This window comes from Martinezella paranaensis, assembly GCF_014200235.1.
GTDB lineage: Bacteria > Pseudomonadota > Alphaproteobacteria > Rhizobiales > Rhizobiaceae > Rhizobium > Rhizobium paranaense.
The window spans coordinates 113,254-134,534 of sequence record NZ_JACHBI010000014.1 but is presented as its reverse complement, the minus strand read 5'-3'; the positions used below and the strand labels follow the sequence as shown (position 1 = coordinate 134,534).

17 protein-coding genes are annotated in these 21,281 nt (G+C 62.0%); 4 read left to right on the top strand and 13 right to left on the bottom strand.

From position 1 onward, the window contains the following. Positions 1-130 precede the first annotated feature (130 nt). The 3 genes from GGD50_RS26510 (at position 131) to GGD50_RS26500 (ending at position 3,929) form a co-directional block, all read left to right on the top strand. A complete protein-coding gene (locus GGD50_RS26510) occupies positions 131-1,147 on the top strand; it encodes an iron ABC transporter substrate-binding protein (protein ID WP_107106516.1) in 1,017 nt (338 codons plus the stop codon). A 173-nt stretch (positions 1,148-1,320) separates the two neighbouring features. Beyond that, positions 1,321-2,874, top strand: coding sequence for an ABC transporter permease (locus GGD50_RS26505; protein ID WP_181315985.1), 1,554 nt, complete (start codon positions 1,321-1,323; stop codon positions 2,872-2,874). Next, positions 2,871-3,929: an ABC transporter ATP-binding protein gene (locus tag GGD50_RS26500; RefSeq protein ID WP_107106518.1), complete on the top strand. Its 1,059-nt coding sequence runs from the start codon at positions 2,871-2,873 to the stop codon at positions 3,927-3,929. The genes GGD50_RS26505 and GGD50_RS26500 overlap by 4 nt, the downstream gene beginning before the upstream one ends. A 168-nt stretch (positions 3,930-4,097) precedes the next feature. Here GGD50_RS26500 and GGD50_RS26495 read toward each other — a convergent pair whose 3' ends face one another. The 9 genes from GGD50_RS26495 to GGD50_RS26455 form a co-directional block, all read right to left on the bottom strand. Beyond that, complete coding sequence (locus GGD50_RS26495; RefSeq protein WP_107106519.1) at positions 4,098-5,891, bottom strand: adenine deaminase; 1,794 nt, start codon at positions 5,889-5,891, stop codon at positions 4,098-4,100. Then, positions 5,888-6,811 carry a nucleoside hydrolase gene (locus GGD50_RS26490; protein ID WP_107106520.1) on the bottom strand — a complete coding sequence of 308 codons (924 nt, stop codon included), beginning with the start codon at positions 6,809-6,811 and terminating at the stop codon, positions 5,888-5,890. Before GGD50_RS26490 ends, GGD50_RS26495 begins: the two co-directional genes overlap by 4 nt. A gap of 4 nt (positions 6,812-6,815) precedes the next feature. Beyond that, the gene (locus GGD50_RS26485) at positions 6,816-7,844 is read right to left on the bottom strand and encodes an ABC transporter ATP-binding protein (protein ID WP_107106521.1); all 1,029 of its coding nucleotides are present in this window, start codon (positions 7,842-7,844) and stop codon (positions 6,816-6,818) included. Next, a complete protein-coding gene (locus tag GGD50_RS26480) occupies positions 7,837-8,616 on the bottom strand; it encodes an ABC transporter permease (RefSeq protein WP_107106522.1) in 780 nt (259 codons plus the stop codon). Before GGD50_RS26480 ends, GGD50_RS26485 begins: the two co-directional genes overlap by 8 nt. Beyond that, complete coding sequence (locus GGD50_RS26475) at positions 8,613-9,443, bottom strand: ABC transporter permease (protein ID WP_107106523.1); 831 nt, start codon at positions 9,441-9,443, stop codon at positions 8,613-8,615. The genes GGD50_RS26480 and GGD50_RS26475 overlap by 4 nt, the downstream gene beginning before the upstream one ends. Positions 9,444-9,517: 74 nt before the next feature. Then, positions 9,518-10,543 (bottom strand): polyamine ABC transporter substrate-binding protein, encoded by a 1,026-nt coding sequence (locus GGD50_RS26470; protein ID WP_107106524.1) that lies wholly within the window; start codon positions 10,541-10,543, stop codon positions 9,518-9,520. Further along, positions 10,540-11,634 carry a LacI family DNA-binding transcriptional regulator gene (locus tag GGD50_RS26465; RefSeq protein ID WP_107106525.1) on the bottom strand — a complete coding sequence of 365 codons (1,095 nt, stop codon included), beginning with the start codon at positions 11,632-11,634 and terminating at the stop codon, positions 10,540-10,542. Before GGD50_RS26465 ends, GGD50_RS26470 begins: the two co-directional genes overlap by 4 nt. Before the next feature lie 197 nt (positions 11,635-11,831). Beyond that, the gene (locus tag GGD50_RS26460; protein ID WP_107106526.1) at positions 11,832-13,220 is read right to left on the bottom strand and encodes a M20/M25/M40 family metallo-hydrolase; all 1,389 of its coding nucleotides are present in this window, start codon (positions 13,218-13,220) and stop codon (positions 11,832-11,834) included. Between the two features lie 113 nt (positions 13,221-13,333). Then, a complete protein-coding gene (locus GGD50_RS26455) occupies positions 13,334-13,750 on the bottom strand; it encodes a MarR family winged helix-turn-helix transcriptional regulator (protein WP_107106527.1) in 417 nt (138 codons plus the stop codon). A 447-nt stretch (positions 13,751-14,197) separates the two neighbouring features. Here GGD50_RS26455 and polA point away from each other — a divergent pair, with 447 nt between their 5' ends. After that, complete coding sequence (polA, locus tag GGD50_RS26450; RefSeq protein WP_107106528.1) at positions 14,198-17,200, top strand: DNA polymerase I; 3,003 nt, start codon at positions 14,198-14,200, stop codon at positions 17,198-17,200. A 97-nt stretch (positions 17,201-17,297) separates the two neighbouring features. Here the strand turns inward: polA and phnN are convergent, their stop codons facing one another. The 4 genes from phnN to phnE form a co-directional block, all read right to left on the bottom strand. Next, entirely contained in the window at positions 17,298-17,903 is a 606-nt protein-coding gene (gene phnN / locus GGD50_RS26445; protein WP_107106529.1) for a phosphonate metabolism protein/1,5-bisphosphokinase (PRPP-forming) PhnN, read from the bottom strand. Further along, positions 17,900-19,039 carry an alpha-D-ribose 1-methylphosphonate 5-triphosphate diphosphatase gene (locus GGD50_RS26440; RefSeq protein WP_107106530.1) on the bottom strand — a complete coding sequence of 380 codons (1,140 nt, stop codon included), beginning with the start codon at positions 19,037-19,039 and terminating at the stop codon, positions 17,900-17,902. The genes phnN and GGD50_RS26440 overlap by 4 nt, the downstream gene beginning before the upstream one ends. A gap of 16 nt (positions 19,040-19,055) precedes the next feature. Beyond that, positions 19,056-19,742, bottom strand: a complete 687-nt coding sequence (locus GGD50_RS26435; RefSeq protein ID WP_107106531.1) for a DUF1045 domain-containing protein — start codon at positions 19,740-19,742, stop codon at positions 19,056-19,058. 188 nt (positions 19,743-19,930) lie between these two features. Then, on the bottom strand, positions 19,931-21,280 hold the full coding sequence (gene phnE, locus GGD50_RS26430; RefSeq protein ID WP_107106532.1) for a phosphonate ABC transporter, permease protein PhnE: 1,350 nt from the start codon (positions 21,278-21,280) through the stop codon (positions 19,931-19,933). Between the last annotated feature and the right edge of the window lies 1 nt (position 21,281).

The following is a 21,281-nucleotide window of genomic DNA, read 5'->3' as shown; positions in this document are numbered from 1 at the left end:
CCTTAAATCTTGACTCCCTTTTCAAACTTTTGTGATAAAAAAGGACACACTGAAACTTGAAAACGATAGTCAAGAAAAATATAGGCTACCGCACCACCGTCACGGACGGGTTTCAAGCGAGAGGACGCCTATGACTTTTTCCTTTACCCATCTCACCAGCGCCTTAGCGCTTGCCGCAGGTCTTGCGGTTGCGCCGCTGATGGCCAATGCCGCCGAATCCGAAGGCATCGTCGTCTATAATGCGCAGCACGAGGCGTTGACGCAGGCTTGGGCAGATGGCTTCACCAAGGAAACCGGCATCAAGGTGACGATCCGCAATGGCAGCGACATGCAGTTCGCCAACCAGATCGTCGAGGAAGGTGCGGCATCTCCCGCCGACATATTCCTGACGGAAAATTCTCCCGGCATGGCACTGGTCGATGCCAGCAAGCTCTTTGCGCCCGTAGATGCCGATACGCTGGCGCAGGTGCCGGAAACCTTCAAGGCGGCGGATGGCGATTGGGTCGGCGTTGCCGCCCGTTCCACGGTTTTCGCCTACGACAAGACCAAGCTCAAGGAAAGCGATCTGCCGAAGTCGCTGCTCGACCTCGCCGATCCCGCCTGGAAGGGCCGTTGGGGTGCATCGCCGGCCGGTGCCGACTTCCAGGCGATCGTCAGTGCGCTTCTTGAACTGAAGGGCGAGGACGTCACCAAGTCCTGGCTGAAGGCTTTGAAGGCAAACGCGACCCCCTACAAGGGCAACAGCGTTGCCATGAAGGCCGTCAACGCTGGCGAAATCCAGGGCGCGGTCATCTATCACTATTACTGGTTCGGCGATCAGGCGAAGACGGGCGAAAACAGCAAGAACGTCACGCTGCATTACTTCAAGAACCAGGATCCGGGCGCCTTCGTCAGCATTTCCGGCGGCGGCGTTCTCGCCTCCAGCCAACACAAGAAGGAAGCTCAGGCGTTCCTGAAGTGGATCACCGGCAAGGGCGGTCAGGCCGTTCTGCGCGACGGCGATTCCTATGAATATGCCGTCGGCAATGGCGCTCAGTCGAACCCGAAGCTGGTGCCGCTCTCCGATCTGCAGGCGCCCAAGGTCGAGCCTTCCAAGCTGAACAGCAAGAAGGTCACCGAACTCATGACCGAAGCCGGTTTGATCTAAGTCCTTGCATCCGGTCCGCATGCCCTGCTAGGGGCATGCGGATGGCCATTCGGCCATTTCGATCCCGGCAATCGCCTTTGGTGGCGATTGCCTTCCTATTTCAGGGCGTGAAAGGCAGCTAAGGCTTGCTGCAGAAGAACACATATGCCGCGCCGGCCGCTCAGGCCGCTGCCATGCGATTGCCCCCGTTGACCGCTGCGTCCGGTGGCCGTGTTCCGCACGCTTCTGTCATCGCCCTTGCATCCGTCGTCGCGCTTTTGAGCCTTGTGCCGCTCGGCTTCATCGTCTGGGTCACGGTCGATACCGGCTGGAGCGAAGCCATCGCGCTCATTTTCCGCAGCCGCGTCGGTGAATTGCTGACCAATACGGTCCTTCTCGAAGTCTGTACCATCCCGCTCTGCATCATGCTTGCCGTCACGCTCGCCTGGCTGACCGAGCGTACGAATATCCCGGGTGCCCGCATCTGGTCGTGGCTGGCGGTCGCGCCGCTTGCCGTGCCCGCTTTCGTGCACAGCTATGCCTGGGTCAGCCTGTTGCCGGGCATGCGTGGGCTCTGGAGCGGCGTGCTGGTATCGGTGCTTGCCTATTATCCCTTCCTCTATCTGCCGGTGGCTGCACAGTTGCGCCGTCTCGATCCGGCGATCGAGGATGCCGCCGCCTCGCTCGGCCTCGGTCCCTGGCGCGTCTTCTTCCGGGCGATCCTGCCGCAGCTTCGCCTTGCCATCTGCGGCGGCTCGCTGCTGATCGGCCTGCATCTGCTGGCGGAATACGGTCTCTATGTGATGATCCGCTTCGACACCTTTTCGACGGCGATCGTCGATCAGTTCCAATCCGCCTACAACAGCCCGGCCGCCAATATGCTCGGCGGGGTTCTCGTTTTCTGCTGCCTGCTGCTGCTCGGCATCGAGGTTTTGGTGCGCGGCAACGAGCGTTACGCCCGTGTCGGCTCCGGCGCAGCTCGCCCGGCGGACCGTCGCCGTCTCGGCTGGCTCGTCATCCCGGCCATCGCACTGCCGCTGGCAGCGGCCGTGCTGACGCTTGGCGTGCCGTTCGTGACGCTGGCGCGCTGGCTTTATCTTGGCGGCGCCGGCATCTGGCGGATGGATACGGTCGGCTCGGCCTTGCTGCAGACGATCGCGCTTGCCGTTGCCGGCGGCTTGCTGGCCACCATCGCCGCCGCTCCCATGGCCTGGCTCTCGGTGCGCGCGCCGAGCCGGCTGCAGCGCATTCTTGAAGCCTGCCACTATTATGTCGGCTCGCTGCCGGGCGTCGTGGTGGCGCTAGCGCTGGTGTCGATCACTGTGCGGCTGGTATTGCCGCTCTATCAGACCTTTGCGACACTGCTGCTCGCCTATGTCCTGCTGTTCCTGCCGCGCGCATTGGTGGGCTTGCGCTCCAGCATAGCTCAGGCACCGGTCGAGCTCGAACGCGCCGCCATGGCGTTGGGACGCACGCCAAGCCAGGCTGTGCGGCAAATCACCATGCGCCTTGCCGCGCCTGGTTTTGCGGCGAGCGTCGCCCTTGCCGCTCTCGGCATCACCAACGAATTGACGGCGACGCTAATGCTGTCGCCCAACGGCACGGAGACGTTGGCGACGAAATTCTGGTCGCTCACCAGCGAGATCGACTATGTCTCCGCCGCGCCCTATGCCTTCATGATGGTGGTGCTGTCGCTGCCGCTCACCCTTCTTCTCTATGCACAATCCAAGCGGACGGCCGGACAATGACCTTTCTGGCGATTAAAAACATCGGCAAGCACTATGGCCCGGTGCACGCGCTTGACGACATCGGCCTCACGGTCGCTGCAGGCAGCCGCACTGCAGTTGTCGGCCCTTCCGGTTCCGGCAAGACGACTCTGCTGCGCATCATCGCCGGCTTCGAGACCCCGGATACCGGCCAGGTGCTGCTGGAAGGACATCTGCTGGCGGATGGGCCGGCCGTCATACCCGCGCATCGCCGCGGCATCGGCATCGTTTCGCAGGACGGCGCGTTGTTTCCGCATTTGAGCGTGGCAGAGAATATCGGCTTCGGCATGGAGCGCGGACAAGCAAACCGCGCCGAGCAGATCAACGCGTTGATCGACATGGTGGAGCTCGATCGCGGCATGCTCGATCGCCGCCCGCACCAGCTCTCCGGCGGCCAGCAGCAGCGCGTGGCACTTGCCCGCGCGCTCGGCCGCAAGCCGAGGCTGATGTTGCTGGACGAACCGTTTTCTGCGCTCGACACGGGCTTGCGCGAAAACATGCGCAAGGCAGTTGCCCGCGTCCTACAGAATGCAGGCATCACCACGATCCTGGTAACGCACGATCAGGCGGAAGCGCTCTCCTTCGCCGATCAGGTGGCGGTGCTGCGCGAGGGGAAATTGGTGCAGGCTGGAACGCCGCAAACGCTCTATCTCAATCCCCGCGACCGCGAGACGGCCACCTTCCTCGGCGACGCCATCCTGTTGCCGGCCGAACTGGGCGATGGTTTCGCCGATTGCGCGCTTGGCCGCATCCAGACGGACGCAAACGGCCGGCGGGGACGGGCGGAAATCATGCTGCGCCCCGAGCAGTTGCGGTTCAGCATGATCGACGGCACTGCCTCCGATGCCGTATGTGCTGGCAATGTCATCGATGTCGAATTCGGCGGCGCGGTCTGCACGGTGACGCTTGCTCTTGCCAATGTCGCAGGCGTTTCACCGCTCACCATCAAAAGCTCGAGCGTCGGCCTGCCGGAGATCGGCAGCACCGTGCACGTCAGCGTGCTCGGCAAGGCGCATGTCTTCGATGCGGTAGGCTGAAAGCCTCTTTCCGGTTGAAACCGCTGGCCCCTTCGTAAAAACACCTTCGCCCCAGCGGGGAGAAGGCCGAGCGAAGCTCGGGTTGAGGGGCGTTGCACCGTTAGGGTTGCCCTTCGCAGGTCCTCGTCCCTCATCCACCCTCCTGAGCTTGTCGAAGGGCGGCACCTTCTACCCAAGGCGAGAAGGCAGCACCGGCGTCTCCAACACCCGCCCCGTCACTACATCCGCAATCCCGCGATCCGTCTGGTGCGGCCCGATGTTGCAAGCGAGCGTCGCGCCGAAGCAGGCTTTGAAGACGAGGTAAGGCGGCCGCCATTTGGTGATCTTTTCCATCGCCTTGCGGATGGCACGGAAGGCGAGGGCGGTTTCTTCGAGGGGCATTGCGGTCACCAGCCCGGATAGGGGTAGGGGCAGCAGCATGTCGACTTGACCATTCGAAACAACGGCCATTCCGCCGCCGGCGGCGATGACGGCGTTGGCGGCAACCGTCATGTCCCTGACATTGCCGCCGAAAACCGTGAGATTGTGGCTGTCGTGCGAGACCGTTGTGCAGAAGGCACCGCGCCATTCGCCCCAGCCGGTCAGAAAACCGACGCGCGGTCGTCCGTCCGCCTTGCCGTGACGATGAACGACGGCGATCATCGTGGTCCCCGCAGGCGGCACGACGAATCCGTCCACGACATCGGCCTCTGCCTCGCCCCATTGCGTGAAGCGCGGCTGGTCGATCGTTGCAAGACGCACCCGATCGCCGGCGGCCGATACACGAAAATCGTCTTCGCTGAGAGGCGCGAGTTTGACCGAATTCTGGAGCGGCGTGGTATCGAGATGAGCGATCCTGCCGATGATCTTGCCAGCCTCGGCAACGATCCTGCCGTTGGCAATCACCTGCTTCGCCTTGAAAGCGTGAAGGTCTTCGAAAATGGCGATGTCGGCGCGGCGGCCGGCGGCGATCAGACCGAGATCGTTGCGGCCAAGCCGCATGGCGGCGTTCAACGTCGCGGCCCTCAATGCCCATTCGGGCTTCAGCCCGTCGCGCACCAGACGCCGGACGACATCGTCCAAGCCGCCGTCAAAATGCAGTTCGTCCGGAAAAACGTCGTCGGTACAGAGGGTCACCGTCTGCGGCATGAAGCCGAGATTGTTGATGACCTGGACGAATTGCTTGAGCAGGTGGTCGTGCGAGCCGCGCAGCTCGATCGTCATGCCGGCGGAGAGCTTGGAGAGCAGATCGGCGCCGGAGGTCAGCTCATGGTCTGAGGTGACGCCTGCCGCCATGAAAGCATTGAGATCGGCGCCTTCCAGCCCGCGGGCATGGCCGCAGACGAGCTTGCCGGATTGCAGCCCGGCATTGACGATCGCGCTTGTGCGCAGATCGCCGTCTATGACGCCACGCATGGTCATGACCTCGGCAACGCCGGCGATTTCGGGCCAGGCCAGCATGCCGGCCATGGCGGAAGCATCGAAATCGGCGCCCGCCAGCTCCAGCCCGGGCGCGGAGGGCACACAGGAAGGGGCAAGCGGGATCACCCGGAGCGGCAGCGACCGTGTCGCCTCGATCGCCCAGCGCACGCCGCCGAGGCCATGCACATTGCCGAACTCATGCGGGTCCCAGACGACACTCGTCACCCCATGCGGCAACACGGCTTCGGCATAGGCCGCCGGCGTCACCATCGAGCTTTCGATATGCATGTGCGTGTCGATCAGGCCGGGAGAGAGAAAGGCACCGCTGGCGTCGATCGTCCTGATGGCGTCCGTGCGGCCGCCCGGCGCATGCACGCTCGCGATCAGCGCGCCGACGATGCCGATATCGGCGGCCCGGATTTGGCCGGTCACCATGTCGACGAGCTGGCCGCCTGTTATCAGCAGGTCGAAAGGCGTATCGCCACGAGCGACCTCGACGGCACGAAGCCGCAGCTCATGTGCATTGAGATCGGCGGGCTCGCTTGGAGAATGTCGGATCATCGGCGTGCCTCGTTGATCAGCGCGCCGAAAATGATGACGCGCGCCATGTCGGCGTCGATCTCGGCGGCAAAATAAGCATTGAACTCCGCATGTGACGCGCGTGTCTCGACGACGGTGCGCCCGCGGGTGTGCCGCCCCTGCAGCTCGACGTCGATCCGGGCATGCTGAAGCGTGGCGATGTCGGGAGCGACGAAAATAGCGGCAGCGGTCGGATCATAGATCGCCATGGCGGGACGGCCGCGGCTGATGCCGATATTGACGTAGCCGCCCAGGAGATCGCCAAGCAACTCGGCGTTCTTGCCGGCGGCCTGGCGCACAAGGTCGACATCGTCAGGCCGCGCCAGCACCTTGCGGCAGACGTCGAGATCGATCATTCGCAGCGGCAGGTGATGGGCTAGCACGATGGCAAGCGCTTCAGGATCGGCATAGGCATTGAATTCGGCGGAGGCCGTGTGGTTACCGGAGGTCACGCCGCCGCCCATCCAGGTGAGTTCGTCGATGCGGGCGGCAAGATCGGGCCGGGCGAGCGCCAAGGCAGCGATATTGGTGAGCGGCCCGAGCGCCAAAATTCGTTTCGGCTCCGTGTCGCGCTCCAGCCAGCCACAGAGGGCGGCGAAGGCATCGCTTACCGGCAATTCATTCGCCGGCGGCAAGCTTTTGCCCATGGTCGGCATGCCGCTTTGTCCGAGAATGCGTTGCGCTGTTTCCAGCTTGCAAAGCACCGGCAATTTGCGGCCCGTGTGGATCGGAAATTCCCAGCCGAAAGCTGCGGCGGCACTGGCGGCGTTGTGGCGCACCTGCGCTAGCGGCGCATTGCCGCTCACCAGCGAAACGCCGTCGATCACGAGGCTCGAATGCGCCACCACCAGAATGGCGGCGATATCGTCGAACCCCATATCGGTATCGATCCAGATCCCCATGGCCCTATCCGTGTTTTGCAAGCGAAGCTGCTGCTGCGACCGGCAGGTCGAAGGCGAGCTCGCTGCCCATGGCGTGAACGGCCGCGGCCGCGTCCACTTCGGCTTTGATAGGCCCGAGCGGCGTATCGAGCAGATATTCGCGGCTGTCGCCGGCGAAAGACGTGCCGCGCACGGTGCCCCTGAAAGGACCTGAGCCCAGGGTTACCGCACGCGGCCGCCAGGCCAGGCCCGCCGCAGACGATGGCGCGGGGGACGAAAGCGTAACGGCGCCGTTCGCCGTCTTCAGCCTGCCGTTCTCCAGCGCAAAGACATTCTCGAAGCCGACGAAATCGGCAACGAAGGCCGAAACCGGCCGGTTATAGATATCCTCCGGCGAGCCGATCTGCTCGATGGCGCCGTTCAGCATGACGACGATGCGGTCGGCGAGCGCCAGCGCCTCCACCTGATCGTGGGTGACGAAAATCATCGTCACGCCGGTTTCCTTCTGCACCCGTTGCAGCTCGGTGCGCATTTCCAGGCGCAGGCGGGCGTCGAGATTCGACAGCGGCTCGTCGAGCAGCAGCACCTTCGGCTCCATCACCATCGATCGCGCCAGTGCCACGCGCTGCTGCTGGCCGCCGGACAATTGGCCGGGCTTGCGGCCGGAGAAGCTGGTAAGACCCACGGATTTCAAACCGGCACCGACACGGGCGTCGAGATCATTGCCGCGCATACCCTTGAGACGTAGGCCGAAGGCGACGTTTTCATAGACGGTGAGATGCGGAAACAGCGCGTAGGATTGAAAGACCAATCCGACGGCGCGCCTATTGGCGGAGACGCGGGTGATATCGGCGCCATCGAGCTTGATCTTGCCGGACACGGGCGCGAGCAACCCGGCAATTGCCCGCATCGTCGTCGTCTTGCCGCAGCCGGAGGGGCCGAGCAGGGCCACAAGTTCGCCTTTGCCGATCGACAGGGTGAGGTCATTGACCGCGACCGTGTCGCCATAGGCGAGCGTCAGCCTGTCCAGCGTAAGGTAGGAGGGGTCAGACATAGCGGGAAAATCCTAGGAAGCGCTCGGCAAGGAAGACGATGCCGATGGAAAGGAAGGCAAGCAGCGCCGACAAGGCCGCGACGGAAGGGTCGTAGGTCGTTTCCATATAGCCCAGCATGTCGATCGGCAGCGTCTGTATGCCTGGCTTGGCGAGAAACAGCGATACCGGCACCTGATTGAAGCTGGTGACGAAGCCGAGGATGAAGGCGGCGAGCACGCCGCTGCGAATATTCGGCAGCACCACGCGAAAGAAGGCGCCGAGCCGCGACGAACCGAGGAGCACCGCCGCCTCTTCCATATCGGAGCGCAGATTGTTGAGGCTGGCCGAGACCACACGCACGGCATAGGGAAGCACCAGTGCCGTATGCGCGAAGAATAGCGCCAGCGTGATATCGAAGGAGAAGGGCACGACGAGGTAGCGCAGGATCGCCAGACCTACGATGATCCCCGGCACGATGATCGGCAGGGAGACCATCGTGCGGATCGTCTCGCCGCCCGGCAGCCTGTATCGCGACAGTGCGTAAGCCGCCGGAATGCCGAGGATCAGCGCGAAAAGCGTGCCGCCGATCGCCAGAAACATCGACATGGCGAAGCTTTCGCGGAAACTGTCGATGGTGAAGACCTTTGCCACCCAACGCAGCGACAGGCCCTGCGGCGGAAAGGCCAGCGTTTCGCCGCCGGAAAGAGATGCCGCCACGATGATGACAAAGGGGCCGATGAGGAAGATCAGCAGCAAGAAGAGGACGAGCGGAGAAAACAGACGCCGCATCATGCCCGGTTCCTCGCGGTGGCGAGCCGCTTCAGCACCAGATTGGCGCCGAAACTCATGACGATGAGGATGAAGGCGATAACGCTGGCCGAAACATAGTCGTTGGAGACCGAGATGCGCTGATAGAGCAGCGTCTCCAGCATCAGCACTTTCGAGCCGCCAAGAATAGCCGGCGTGATATAGGCCGTCAGCGAGCCGGTGAAGACCAGCGTGCCGCCAATCACCAATCCCTCGCGCGTCAGCGGCAGCACCACTTTCCAGAACACCTGGAACCAGTTGGCGCCAAGGACGCGCGCGGCCGGAATGGCATCCTTCGGCATGTTCTCGAGCGCGCTGATCAGCGACAGGATCATCAACGGCAGGAAGAGCTGCAGAAGGCCGATGAAGACGGCGGTCTCGCTGAACAGCAGGCGCAGCGGCTCATCGCTCAAGCCGAGGCCCTGAACGGCCCGGTTGACGATGCCGGTACGCCCGAGAATGACGATCCAGGCATAGGTGCGCGCCACCGGCGAGATCATCAGCGGCAAGACGACGAGACCAACCAGACGGCCCTTGCCCTTCGGCGGCAGGTTGACGATAGCGAAGGCGCTGGCATAACCGATGACGGCGGAAACAGCCGTGACCTCGACGCCGAGCCGGAGCGTGCGCAGGAAGACCGTCTGGTTCAGCGCCTCCGAAAAGAAGCCGGTATAGGCCGAAAGAGTCCAGCCGCTGGTGGGGATATGAAAGCCTTCCGAGAGCAGAATCAGCACCGGCGCGAGGAAAACCACTGCGACGAAGACCGCCGCAGGCAGGGCAAGCGCCAGAGCTTCGGCCCTATTCTGGAACATTAAGGCTAACCTTCATGAAAATGGGGAAGACGGATATCCCGATGCTGCATTCGGGATATCGTTTCGACATGGCCTTATTGGCCAACCCTGTTATTCCATTCCTTGACCCAGTCATCGCGCTGGTCGAGAGCGACCGCTGACGGGATCAGCTTCAGGCTTTTTGCCGTGTCTTCACCATAGGTCAGGTTTTTGGCGACATCGTCGGGTAGCTTCACGTCCTTGTTCGCCGGGCTGTCGATGAGTTTCGTGGCGAGCGCCGTCTGCACCTCCGTCGAGATCCAGAAATCCATGAACTGCAAAGCGAGATCCCGGTTCTCCGAGCCCTTGGTGACGACCATGACATTCATGCCGCCGGTCTGGCCTTCCTTCGGCGTTGCCCAGGCGACGGGCACGTCGAGCTTGGTGAAGCCCGCCCAGGAGAAGCGTCCGATCGGCGCGGCCCAGATTTCTTCCTGCTGCATCAGTTGCACGAGCTGCGAGGATTTTTCGTAGAAGGTGACGATATCGCTCTTGTGTTCGCCGATGGCGGCGATTGGGGCAGCGAGGTCGGGCGTATCCTTGCCAAGCGCGAGGCCCAGCATGTAGAGCGCCGGCGGACCCTGGTTGGTCGTAACGTTCGGCCATGCGACATGGCCGACATAGTCCGGCTTCAGAAGATCGGCCCAGGAATCGATCTTCATCTTGTCCAAGCGATAGGCGATCGAGGTGGCATAGAACGTATAGCCGACGCTCATGCCGTCGCCGTTCGGGTCTTTGGCGAGGTCGTAGAGCTTGTTGAAGTTGCTGAGCTTCGAGGTATCGATCTTGTCGATCAGGCCGGCACGGGACGCCTGCAGCGCGTCCGCCATGGAGATTACGGCCATGTCGACAACCGGATTGGCCTTGTTTTCCTGCATCTTCGCCAGGCGCTCGACGCTGTTTCCGGTCTCGACCACCAGCTTGCAGTCGCATTTGGCTTCGAAGGGATCGTAGACGAGCTTCTTGTAGTCGTCCTGGGCGAAGGCATAGACGGAAATGGTGAGCGTGCGTTCCTGTGCCTGTACGCCGAGCGATGAAAGAGCAAGCAAGGTGGTGGCCGAAGCCAGGAGCAATCGTTTCATGTCAGGAGCTCTCCCGCTGAAAGGTTTGTGCTTGCCAGCCCGAGCGGACCGGAAGATTGACGGACGACAAGCTGCATTGGCACGCGGGATTTCTCCGCCGTGACAAGCCGGTTGACGTGCAGCGGCTCGTCCGCGGACGCTTCGCGCGGTCTCCCCTTTTTGATCGGTTCGCCATTTTGGATGGCGCTGACCAGTGCGGTGATCGCGATCTCGGCAATCGCCGCGATGTCCATGCGTATCGTGGTGAGCGCGGGTGTCACGACCGGCGACCAGATGAGATCGTCGAAGCCGGTGACGCTGGCGCTGTCCGGAACGGCGATGCCGGCCCGTTGCAGTTCGGTGAGCGCGCGCAAGGCATGCAGGTCGGAAACGGCGGCAAAGGCCGTAAAGCCCTGCTGCACCTTGTCCGCCAATCCCAGCAGGCAGCCAGGCCCGTCCTGTTCCTCCAGCTTTTCGATCCAGAGGACCTCGGTCTTTATCGTGGCGTCGAGGGCGGATTTGAAGCCGCCGATGCGGTCGTTCTGTACGCTGGAGGCGCTGCTTCCGCCGATCAACAGAATCTTGCGGTGCCCGAGATTGCGCAGATGACTGGCGATTTCACGACCGCCCTGCCAGTGGTCGGCGGAAACCGTGTTGCCCGGCGTCGAGGGCGTATCGATGACGGCCACGGGACAGCCGGCATCGGCAATGCGGGTGCCGCGCCGCGGCACGATCACCATGCCGTCGACGCCGCGTTCCACCAGCCGGTGGATCGCCTCGGTCTGCGTGCCGACGTCACCGCGCGAATCGGCAATCAGCACACCATAGCCGGCGATGGCGGCGGCATGTTCGATTGCCTGGGCGATCTGCGGAAAGAGTGGATTGGAGATATCGGGCAGAACCAGCCCAAGAACGCCGCTGCGCCCGGTCCTCAGCGCCCGGCCAGCCTGGCTTGGCACATAACCGAGCGTGGCCGCCGTGGCGCGGATGCGCTCCACCAGTTCAGCCGAGACTCGCCCCTTGCCGGAAAGGGCATTGGACACCGTGGCAACGGAGACGCCGAGCGAGGCGGCGATCCTGCTGAGATTGGGGCCGGGGCGCGCGGTTGCCATCTGGTCGGTGCACCATGGGGACGTCGGGTGATTAATCGTTTAATCAAACGCCTATAGAAATTGGCGGCTTTTGTCGAATCCAAATTGAGGCGGGTAGGTTGCAATCTTATTGCCGGCCACGGTGGCGGCACGCTGCGACGGAAGGCGAAAATGAAGGGGAGGACGCGCGATCTCGCTCGCGCGTCCTCGTTTGAAACTCAAGCGGCGAGCGCGTCGAGGATGCGGACCCAGGAGCGGATGCCCTTGTGATAGGATTTCAGCTCGTATTTCTCGTTCGGCGAATGGATGCGATCGTCGGCGAGGCCGAAACCGACCAGCAGGGATTCCATGCCAAGCATCTTCTGGAAGTCTCCGACGATCGGGATCGATCCGCCCATGCCGATAACGATAGCCGGCTTCGGCCACTCGCTGGAAAGAGCGTGCTTTGCTTTGGTCAGTACCGGCGAATCGTAGGACAGTTGGATTGCCGGCGAGGCGCCATGGGCATGGAACTCCACCGAGCAATCGGCTGGAACCTTCGAGCGGACGTAAGCGCGGAAACTATCGCGGATTGCATCTGGGTTCTGCTGCCCTACGAGGCGGAACGATACCTTCGCCGACGCCTTGGCGGCGATCACGGTCTTGAAGCCGGCGCCGGTATAGCCGCCCGTGATGCCGTTGACCTCAGCCGTCGGTCGCGCCCAGGTGAGTTCCATCACCGAACGGCCTTTTTCGCCGGAGGGTATGGAGAGGCCGACTTCGCCGAGGAATTTTTCCGTCGTCATGCCGAGCGTTTCCCAGGAGGCCTTGATGTTGCCCGGCGTCTCTTCGACGCCGTCATAGAAGCCGTCGAGCGTGACGCGGCCGGTCTCGTCATGCAGGCCGGCGAGAATGTCGGTGAGGATGTGGATCGGGTTGGCGGCCGCGCCGCCGAACATGCCGGAATGCAGGTCGCGATCGGCGGCATTGATGATGATTTCTTCGCCGACGAGGCCGCGCAGGCCTGCCGAGATCGCCGGCGTATCGCCATCCCACATGCCGGTGTCGCAGACCAGCGCATAGTCCGCCTTCAGCTCGGCGGCGTTCTCTTCGAGGAACGGCTTCAGCGACGGGGAGCCGGATTCCTCTTCGCCTTCGAACAGGATGGTGATGCGGACCGGAAGCGCACCCTTGATTTCCTTGTAAGCGCGGACGGCTTCGACAAAGGTCATCAACTGGCCCTTGTCATCAGAGGTGCCGCGGCCAGTCAGGATCTTGCGGCCTTCGCCCATATCCTTGACGGCAGGCGCGAAGGGATCGCTCTCCCAAAGCTCGATCGGATCGACCGGCTGCACGTCATAGTGACCGTAGAACAGCACATGCGGCGCATCGGCGCTCGCTGCATCATGATGGGCAACGACCATCGGATGACCCGGCGTGTCGCGCACGGAGGCGGTGAAGCCGAGCGAGGTCAGGTAGGCGACCAGCCATTCCGCCGCCTTGTGGCACTCCGCCTTGAAGGCCGGATCGGTCGAGATGGATTTGATACGCAGCAGTTCGAACAGATTGTCGAGACTGGACGGAAGGTTCTGATCCGCACGGTCGAGAACGGGCGATACATCGGTCATATCCGACTCCTTACGTGAAAATTGGCCGGACGATAGACCAAAGCCAGTTCGGTTTCGAGGCAGGAAAATCGAAAATTTCCGAATGCACGGTCAGTTGAACGAGACGCGCGGTGCTAGAGATGCTTGGCGTTTTCCAGGATGCGCCTGATATATTCGAGCAGCAGTTCGCGCTCGAAGGTGCGGAAGCCTCGAAACAGCTCCTTGTCCGCAGCCATAGCGGCTTGCACGGCTTCCGTCTGCATGGCGGCAGCTTTGCCGGTCAGGAACACCAGTTGCGCGCGTTTGTCGGATGGATGCGGCCGGCGCTCCACCAGCCCATCGCGTTCCATGCGCGACAGGGTATTGGCCATCGTCGCCTGCTCGATGTCGACGCGCTCCAGCAATTGCTTCTGGGTCAGCCCGTCTTCGGACCACAATTCCAGCAGGATCGGAAATTGGCCGGGGGAAAAACCAAGCCCCGCCGCCCGTTGTTGCAACGAGCGGGCAAATCCCTTCGCCATCTGATTGGCAAGGTAGGCCGCAGAGTCCATGCGATTAAATCCCATGATTGCAAGTATGCCCGTATTTTGGAGCAAAACAATCATCAAATCTTGGGTGAAATGTGTCTGATGCAGGCCAAATTCTGGTGATATTTGGCGGGTTGTTTTACTGACTATGTGAATGAAATCTAATAGAAAAGCCGCCATGGTCTGGAGGTGGGACCATGGCGGCTTCAAAGGGGGGACAAAGGCCCGGAGAGGGGGATAGGCCTTTGTCCAAGTCTGACATGGCGGGGGACAGGCCGGTTGCCAGACCCTCGGCGTAATCAATCGCCGGTGAGTATGAAATGAGGCTCTAAATATGGTTTTTCAAGGGAATCCGCAGATTAGATTGATTAAAAATTGGTAACGTTTGAGTGAGAAATTTAGCCTGTCCGCAGACCGCTTGATTGGAACTTTATATGGACGTTGGAGGTGCGCCACGCTATCCATGCTTCCATGAAAAAAGGTGATCATCTCTTCCTCGTCGACGGCTCCGGTTTCATTTTCCGGGCCTTTCATGCCCTGCCGCCGCTGACGCGCAAATCCGATGGATTACCGGTCGGCGCCGTCTCCGGTTTCTGCAATATGCTGTGGAAGCTGCTGACCTCGGCGCGCGATACCTCGGTCGGCGTTACGCCGACACACTTTGCCGTCATCTTTGACTATTCCTCGAAGACATTCCGCAAGGATATCTACGACGCCTACAAGGCAAACCGCTCGGCACCGCCGGAGGAGCTGATCCCGCAGTTCGGGCTCATCCGCCAGGCGACGCGCGCCTTCAACCTGCCTTGCATCGAGACCGACGGCTTCGAGGCGGACGACATCATCGCCACCTACGCCCGCCAAGCCGAGGCGGCCGGCGCCGACGTCACCATCATTTCCTCCGACAAGGATCTGATGCAGCTCGTCACCCCCATGGTCCACATGTATGACAGCATGAAGGACAAGCAGATCGGCATCCCCGATGTCATCGAGAAGTGGGGCGTGCCGCCGGAAAAGATGATCGACCTGCAGGCCATGACCGGCGATTCCGTCGACAACGTGCCCGGCATTCCCGGCATCGGCCCGAAGACGGCGGCGCAGCTTCTGGAAGAGTTCGGCGATCTCGACACGCTGCTTGCCCGCGCCGGCGAAATCAAGCAGCAGAAGCGCCGTGAAAACATCGTCGCCAATGCCGAGCTGGCCCGAATTTCCCGGCAGTTGGTGACGCTCAGGACCGATGTGCCGCTGGAGCTGCCGCTCGATGATTTGGTGCTGGAATCCCAGGACGGCCCGAAACTGATCGGCTTCCTGAAGGCGATGGAGTTCACCTCGCTCACGCGCCGTGTCGCCGATGCCTGCGATTGCGATGCGGCTGCGATCGAACCATCCGAGGTCAAGGTCGAGCGGGGCGACACTGCCCATGGCCCCGACCTCGATGTCGCTAAAAATGTCGATCTTGTTGCTGGCGGCGAGGTGGCTGCCGAAGGTGCCTCCGTGCCGGCGCCGGTGGTCAAGGCGCGTATGGCGTCTGAAAGTGCCTCAGAGCCCCGCGAACTCGCCAAGGCACGGGCGGCAAGCTTTGCCACCGCGCCGATCGATCATTCCACCTATGTCACCATCCGCGACGTCGCTACTCTGGACCAGTGGATAGCGAACGCGCGCGAAACCGGCATCGTCGCCTTCGATACGGAGACGACGTCGCTCGACGCCATGCAGGCCGAAATCGTCGGTTTTTCGCTGGCGATCGCCGATAATCGCAACGATCCTTCCGGTACGGTCATCCGCGCCGCTTACGTGCCGCTCGGCCACAAGAACGGCGTCGGCGATCTGCTCGGCGGCGGATTGGTGGATAATCAGATCTCGTTGCGCGATGCGCTTCCGCGGCTGAAGAATCTGCTTGAAGACACCTCCGTCCTCAAGATCGCGCAGAACCTGAAATACGACTACCTGCTGATGAAGCGCTATGGCATCGAGCTCAAGGCCTTCGACGACACGATGCTTCTGTCCTACGTGCTCGATGGTGGCGCCAATGCCACGCATGGCATGGATAGCCTGTCGGAGCGCTGGCTCGGCCACAAGCCGATCGCCTACAAGGATGTCACCGGCAGCGGCAGATCCAACATCACCTTCGATCTCGTCGATATCGACCGGGCCACGGCCTACGCCGCAGAAGATGCCGATGTGACGCTGCGGCTCTGGCTGGTGCTGAAGCCGCGGCTGTCCGCCGAAAAGCTCACCAGCGTCTATGAGCGTCTGGAACGGCCGCTGGTGCCGGTTCTCGCCCATATGGAGGAGCGCGGCATGACCATCGACCGGCAAATCCTGTCGCGCCTTTCCGGCGAGCTGGCGCAGGGTGCCGCCGCCCTCGAGGATGAGATTTACACGTTGGCCGGCGAGCGCTTCAACATCGGTTCGCCGAAACAGCTCGGCGACATTCTCTTCGGCAAGATGGGCCTAGCCGGCGGCAACAAAACCAAGACCGGGCAATGGTCGACCTCGGCGCAAGTGCTGGAAGACATGGCGGCCGCCGGCTTCGAACTGCCGCGCAAGATCGTCGACTGGCGCCAGCTCACCAAGCTGAAATCCACCTATACCGACGCGCTGCCGGGCTATGTCCATCCCGAGACCAAACGGGTCCATACCTCCTATTCGCTGGCCTCGACCACGACCGGGCGCTTGTCCTCCTCCGAGCCGAACCTGCAGAATATTCCGGTTCGCACGGCCGAAGGTCGCAAGATCCGCACGGCTTTCATTTCGACGCCAGGTCACAAGCTGATCTCGGCCGACTATAGTCAGATCGAACTGCGCGTGCTGGCGCATGTCGCCAATATCCCGCAACTCGAACAGGCCTTCGCCGACGGCGTCGATATTCACGCCATGACGGCCTCGGAAATGTTCAGCGTGCCGATCGAGGGCATGCCGAGCGAAGTGCGCCGCCGCGCCAAGGCGATCAATTTCGGCATCATCTACGGCATTTCCGCCTTCGGCCTCGCCAACCAATTGTCGATCGAACGTTCGGAAGCCGGCGATTACATCAAGCGGTATTTCGAACGCTTCCCCGGCATCCGCGATTATATGGAAAGCACCAAGGCGGCAGCGCGCGACAAGGGCTATGTCGAGACCATCTTCGGCCGCCGCGTGCATTTTCCGGAAATCCGCTCCTCCAATCCGTCCGTGCGCGCCTTCAACGAACGCGCCTCGATCAATGCGCCGATCCAGGGTTCAGCGGCCGACGTCATCCGCCGCGCCATGATCAAGATGGAGCCGGCACTTGCGGCCGCCGGCCTCGACGATCGCGTGCGCATGCTGCTGCAGGTGCATGACGAACTGATCTTCGAAGTCGAAGACGCCGATGTCGAGCGTTCGACGCCGATCATCGTCTCGGTCATGGAAAATGCCGCCATGCCGGCGGTCGATATGTCCGTGCCGTTGAAGGTCGACGCGCGCGCGGCTCACAATTGGGACGAAGCGCATTGAGCGGTGGGTTGGAAACGGTCTATCCCGCCCCTTCGACAAGCTCAGGAGGGCGAGATAGGCCCTTTGCGTATGCCTCGTCTTCTTCGGCTCCGGCCGCTTACTTCCCAATCAGCGCTTCCAGCACCGAAATGATAGCACGCTCGGCCTCTTCGAGCGTGCTGCTATTATCGATATCGGCTATGTCATAGCTGCCCTGAACGGTCAGCGAGCTTCTTTCCAGCCGCTTCAGCACATCCTCACGGCTCTCGCGGCCTCGTGCCATCAGCCGCTCGGCCAATACCTCGCGCCGCGCCGTGACGTTGATGACCTTAAGCCGTGGAAAGGCGGTCTGGAAACGGTCGAGTACGGAGCGCGAACCATTGGCGATGACGAGATGGCCGAGGGCTAGCTCATCGCGGACCGCTGCCGGAATACCATATTTCAAGCCGTGCGCTTCCCAGGAGATGGCGAACGCGCCGGCGCGCTGCATGGCGTCGAAATCGGCATCCGAGACGCTTTTGTGATCCTCGTTGCCAGCATCGCCTTCGCGGGTGATGACGCGGCGGACGAAATGGACATCCGGCCGGCCGGCGAAATACCGGGCGGCGAGATTCATCAGCGTATCCTTGCCGGCACCGCTCGGCCCGACGACGACGGCGAGCGTGCCCGCGGTCGCATAGGCCAGGCCAAGATTAGCCGGCTTTATGTTGGCCTCGACCGTCATGCGACACGTCGTCCTTCTCGCCAGACCGAGCGCGTCACCGGCACGCCATGATCGCGGCGGACACGCACGAGATCGGCGCGCAGGCCTTCGGCGATGCGGCCACGGTCGTTCAGGCTGACAGTCTTTGCCGGGGTGGCGGTCACCATGGCGATCGCTTGCGGCAGCGAAATGCTCTCGATCTCGTCGGCAAGGATGAAGGGAGCATGCAGCAGGCTGAGCGGCACATAATCGGACGACAGTACGTCGAGCACGCCGAGTTCGGCGAGATCGCGGGCGGCGATATTGCCGGAATGCGACTTGCCGCGAACGATGTTCGGCGCGCCCATCAGCACGCTCATGCCGGCACCATGCGACGCCTTGGCGGCGTCAACGCTGGTCGGGAACTCAGCCAGGCGAACGCCGTAATTGATGGCTTCGTCGACATGGGCGAGTGTCGCGTCGTCATGGCTGGCGATGGTGATACCGCGCTCGGCGCAAACCTTGGAGATGACATCGCGATGCGGCGTTGCGTATTTGGCCGATTCTTCCTGGCGCTTGGCAACGAAACGGGCAAAGGCCTCGTCGCTCAAGCCGCGCTTCTTCTGATAGTAGAAGATGTATTGGTCCATGGTCTGGAACTGGCGCTGGCCCGGCGCGTGGTCCATCAGCGAAACCAGACGGACATAGGGGTCCTTCTCGAAATCCTGGAAATGATCGAGGACGTTGTCGGCGGAGACTTCGCAGCGCAGATGGATCAGGTGTTCGGCGCGCAGCCGGTCCTCGCGCTCTGCCGCCTGAATGGCATCGGCCATGTCGCGCATCTCGCCGCGCTCGAAACCGCCGTCTTCATCTGAGCCCATGCGCAGGCAGTCGAATACTGTCGTGATGCCGGAGGTGACGATCTGGGCGTCATGCGCCTGGATGGCCGCTGTCTTGTTCCAGCGCACGCCGGGGCGCGGCGAATAATGGGCCTCCAGATGGTCCGTATGCAGCTCGACCAGGCCCGGGATCAGATAGTCGCCCTCGAAATCCTCGCCGATAGCAGACTTGCCCTCGGAAATGCCGGCAATGCGACCGTCACGGATCAGCACGGAGCCTTCGACGATTTTGTCTTCGAGGACGATGCGGGCGTTGGAAAGGACGGTTTCTTTGGTCATGTCAGGTCTTTCGCTATTAGGCGCCGGAAAGCGGCAGCCAGGAACGGACGGTAAAGGGGGCGCCGCGCTCTTCTTCGATGAAGACGGCGAGGCCGGAAACGGCGAGTGCCTTGCCTATATAGTCGGCGAAGCGCTCGCGCAGGACTTCTTGCATGTCGGCTTGACGTTCGGTTGGGACGCGCCCGGTCAACGTCATATGGAAACGGAATTCGTCATTGACGTAGGGATAGCCCCAGCGCAGCAGATTGGCGCGCTGCGGTTCTGTCAGGCCTTCCGGCTTGCGCCGGGCGATGTCGTGATCCGAAAGCGGTGCGCGGAATGGTTCGAAAGTCTTGACCACACGCGAGGCAAAATCCCGCAGCGGCTGGTAAAGCGAGCCGGGCACGAGCGCGAAGAAATGACCGAGCTGGCCGAGCACCAGTTCCGGAATGGTGAAAGCCTTGGTGCGCGCGGCGAACTCGGCGGCGACATCGAGAAGATCGCACTCGGTCACCGAGCCGGCAAGCTCGAATGGCGCTTTCAGCGTGGCGTGAAAGCCGTAGCGGCGCGGATCGGCGGTCAGTTCGGCATGGCCTTCCGGCACGGGACCCATGGCCTTGTCGGAAAAGATGTCATCGGAAAATGCATCGCGGCCCAGCCAGAGAGCGGCAAGCGCGGTCAACGGATCGTCTTTGGGCGGCGTGAAATAGAGAGCATAGCGCAAGGCTGCGTTCCTTGGAAAAATCGGCTGCGCACGACACTGTTGGGTGATTTGCGACAAACCGCAAGAGCAGCAAGGCAGCAGCGGCTCGAATCCGGCTAAAGCGAACTCAAGCAATGTTGTCTTGCCGACCTGCGCTACCGGATTCCCGTGACAAAATGATGATGCGCTGCGATTTTTCCGAAGGCTTTCTACCTGCCGTTTTGCGTGCCCATCAGGCGCGAGCGTAGCGCATTGGAAGCGGCGTCGAACAGGAAGACGACGATGAGGATCAAGAGCACCATATAGGCAACGTTTTCCCAATTGGCATTGGTGCGCATGGCCTCCCAAAGCTTCAGGCCGATGCCGCCGGCACCCACTGCGCCGATGATCGTGGCGCCGCGCACATTAGATTCCCATTGGTACAGAGTCTGGCTGACGATGACGGGAACGATCTGCGGCATGATCCCGTAGCGATGCACGAGAACCGTCGAGGAGCCCGTCGATTTGACGCCTTCGCGCGGCTTGTTGTCGATGTTCTCCAGCCCTTCGGAATAGAGCTTGCCGAGGGTGCCGGTCTCCGTCAGGAAGATCGCGCCGCTGCCGGCGAGCGGGCCGGGGCCGAAGGCGCGGGTCAGGAAAAGCGCCCAGATCAGCATGTCGACCGAACGCAGGAAATCGAAGAAGCGCTTCAATATCTGATTGACCAGCCGGTTCGGCGTGATGTTGCGCGCCGCCATGAAGGCCAGCGGGAAAGCGGCGAGCGAACCGAGCAGCGTGCCGAGGAAGGCCATGACGATCGTCTGGAACAACTTGGTCCAGACATCGCCATGCTGCCATGCGCCATTGTTCCAGATATTGTCGAATGCCAGCGAGAGATTGGACTGGTCCGGCTCCAGTCGCGGCCCGGAAACGATCAGGCTGATGACTTCGCTCGCCGGCTTATCGAAGAAGGGCGAGTGCGTATCGAAGACAAAATTTGCCCAGCCGATGAAGCGCTTGCGGATCTTCACGCGGTCGGTGGAAATGCTGACGTCGCCGGCAAAGCCCATATTGGCGAGGATATTGTCGTCATAAACCGTGATCCATGACGGCAGTGGCTCCGAGCCGAGGACCTTCGGCGCAGCGCCGGTGAAGTCGATCGGAACAGTGACGCCATGTGCGGTCAGGATCGCTTGCGTCTTGGTAACCGTCACGCTGCGGCTGCTGCCGCTGACGGAGACGGTCAGGCTGCCGTCAGGATTGTTCGTCACCCAATCCGGATGTGGATCGTCGCCGAGCGGCGAAAAACGCGGATATTTGACGCTGATCTTGTCACCGGAAACGCGGAACTCCGGCTGCACGTCGTAGCTGACCCATTCACTCAGATAGATACCGACGCGTTCCCAATGTGCTTCCGCGACGATCTTCGGCAGGTCGAAGAACCAGACGGCGTAGATGCCGTAAAGGATCACGCCGAGAAAGATCATCAGCGCGCCGAAACGCTGGCGGAACGATCGGTGCAGGATTTCCGGATAGCGGGCTTCGATTTCCTGCATGCGGCCGGCGTCGATGACGGACATA

Bases quoted from the DNA above. Each gene is read 5' to 3' on its own strand.
- phnE (WP_107106532.1), bottom strand. From the start codon at position 21,280: ATGTCCGTCATCGACGCCGGCCGCATGCAGGAAATCGAAGCCCGCTAT.
- GGD50_RS26460 (WP_107106526.1), bottom strand. From the start codon at position 13,220: ATGACCGATGTATCGCCCGTTCTCGACCGTGCGGATCAGAACCTTCCG.
- GGD50_RS26500 (WP_107106518.1), top strand. From the start codon at position 2,871: ATGACCTTTCTGGCGATTAAAAACATCGGCAAGCACTATGGCCCGGTG.
- phnN (WP_107106529.1), bottom strand. From the start codon at position 17,903: ATGACGGTCGAGGCCAACATAAAGCCGGCTAATCTTGGCCTGGCCTAT.
- GGD50_RS26465 (WP_107106525.1), bottom strand. From the start codon at position 11,634: ATGGCAACCGCGCGCCCCGGCCCCAATCTCAGCAGGATCGCCGCCTCG.
- GGD50_RS26480 (WP_107106522.1), bottom strand. From the start codon at position 8,616: ATGATGCGGCGTCTGTTTTCTCCGCTCGTCCTCTTCTTGCTGCTGATC.
- GGD50_RS26475 (WP_107106523.1), bottom strand. From the start codon at position 9,443: ATGTTCCAGAATAGGGCCGAAGCTCTGGCGCTTGCCCTGCCTGCGGCG.
- polA (WP_107106528.1), top strand. From the start codon at position 14,198: ATGAAAAAAGGTGATCATCTCTTCCTCGTCGACGGCTCCGGTTTCATT.
- GGD50_RS26505 (WP_181315985.1), top strand. From the start codon at position 1,321: ATGCGATTGCCCCCGTTGACCGCTGCGTCCGGTGGCCGTGTTCCGCAC.
- GGD50_RS26470 (WP_107106524.1), bottom strand. From the start codon at position 10,543: ATGAAACGATTGCTCCTGGCTTCGGCCACCACCTTGCTTGCTCTTTCA.
- GGD50_RS26455 (WP_107106527.1), bottom strand. From the start codon at position 13,750: ATGGACTCTGCGGCCTACCTTGCCAATCAGATGGCGAAGGGATTTGCC.
- GGD50_RS26510 (WP_107106516.1), top strand. From the start codon at position 131: ATGACTTTTTCCTTTACCCATCTCACCAGCGCCTTAGCGCTTGCCGCA.
- GGD50_RS26490 (WP_107106520.1), bottom strand. From the start codon at position 6,811: ATGGGGATCTGGATCGATACCGATATGGGGTTCGACGATATCGCCGCC.
- GGD50_RS26440 (WP_107106530.1), bottom strand. From the start codon at position 19,039: ATGACCAAAGAAACCGTCCTTTCCAACGCCCGCATCGTCCTCGAAGAC.
- GGD50_RS26485 (WP_107106521.1), bottom strand. From the start codon at position 7,844: ATGTCTGACCCCTCCTACCTTACGCTGGACAGGCTGACGCTCGCCTAT.
- GGD50_RS26495 (WP_107106519.1), bottom strand. From the start codon at position 5,891: ATGATCCGACATTCTCCAAGCGAGCCCGCCGATCTCAATGCACATGAG.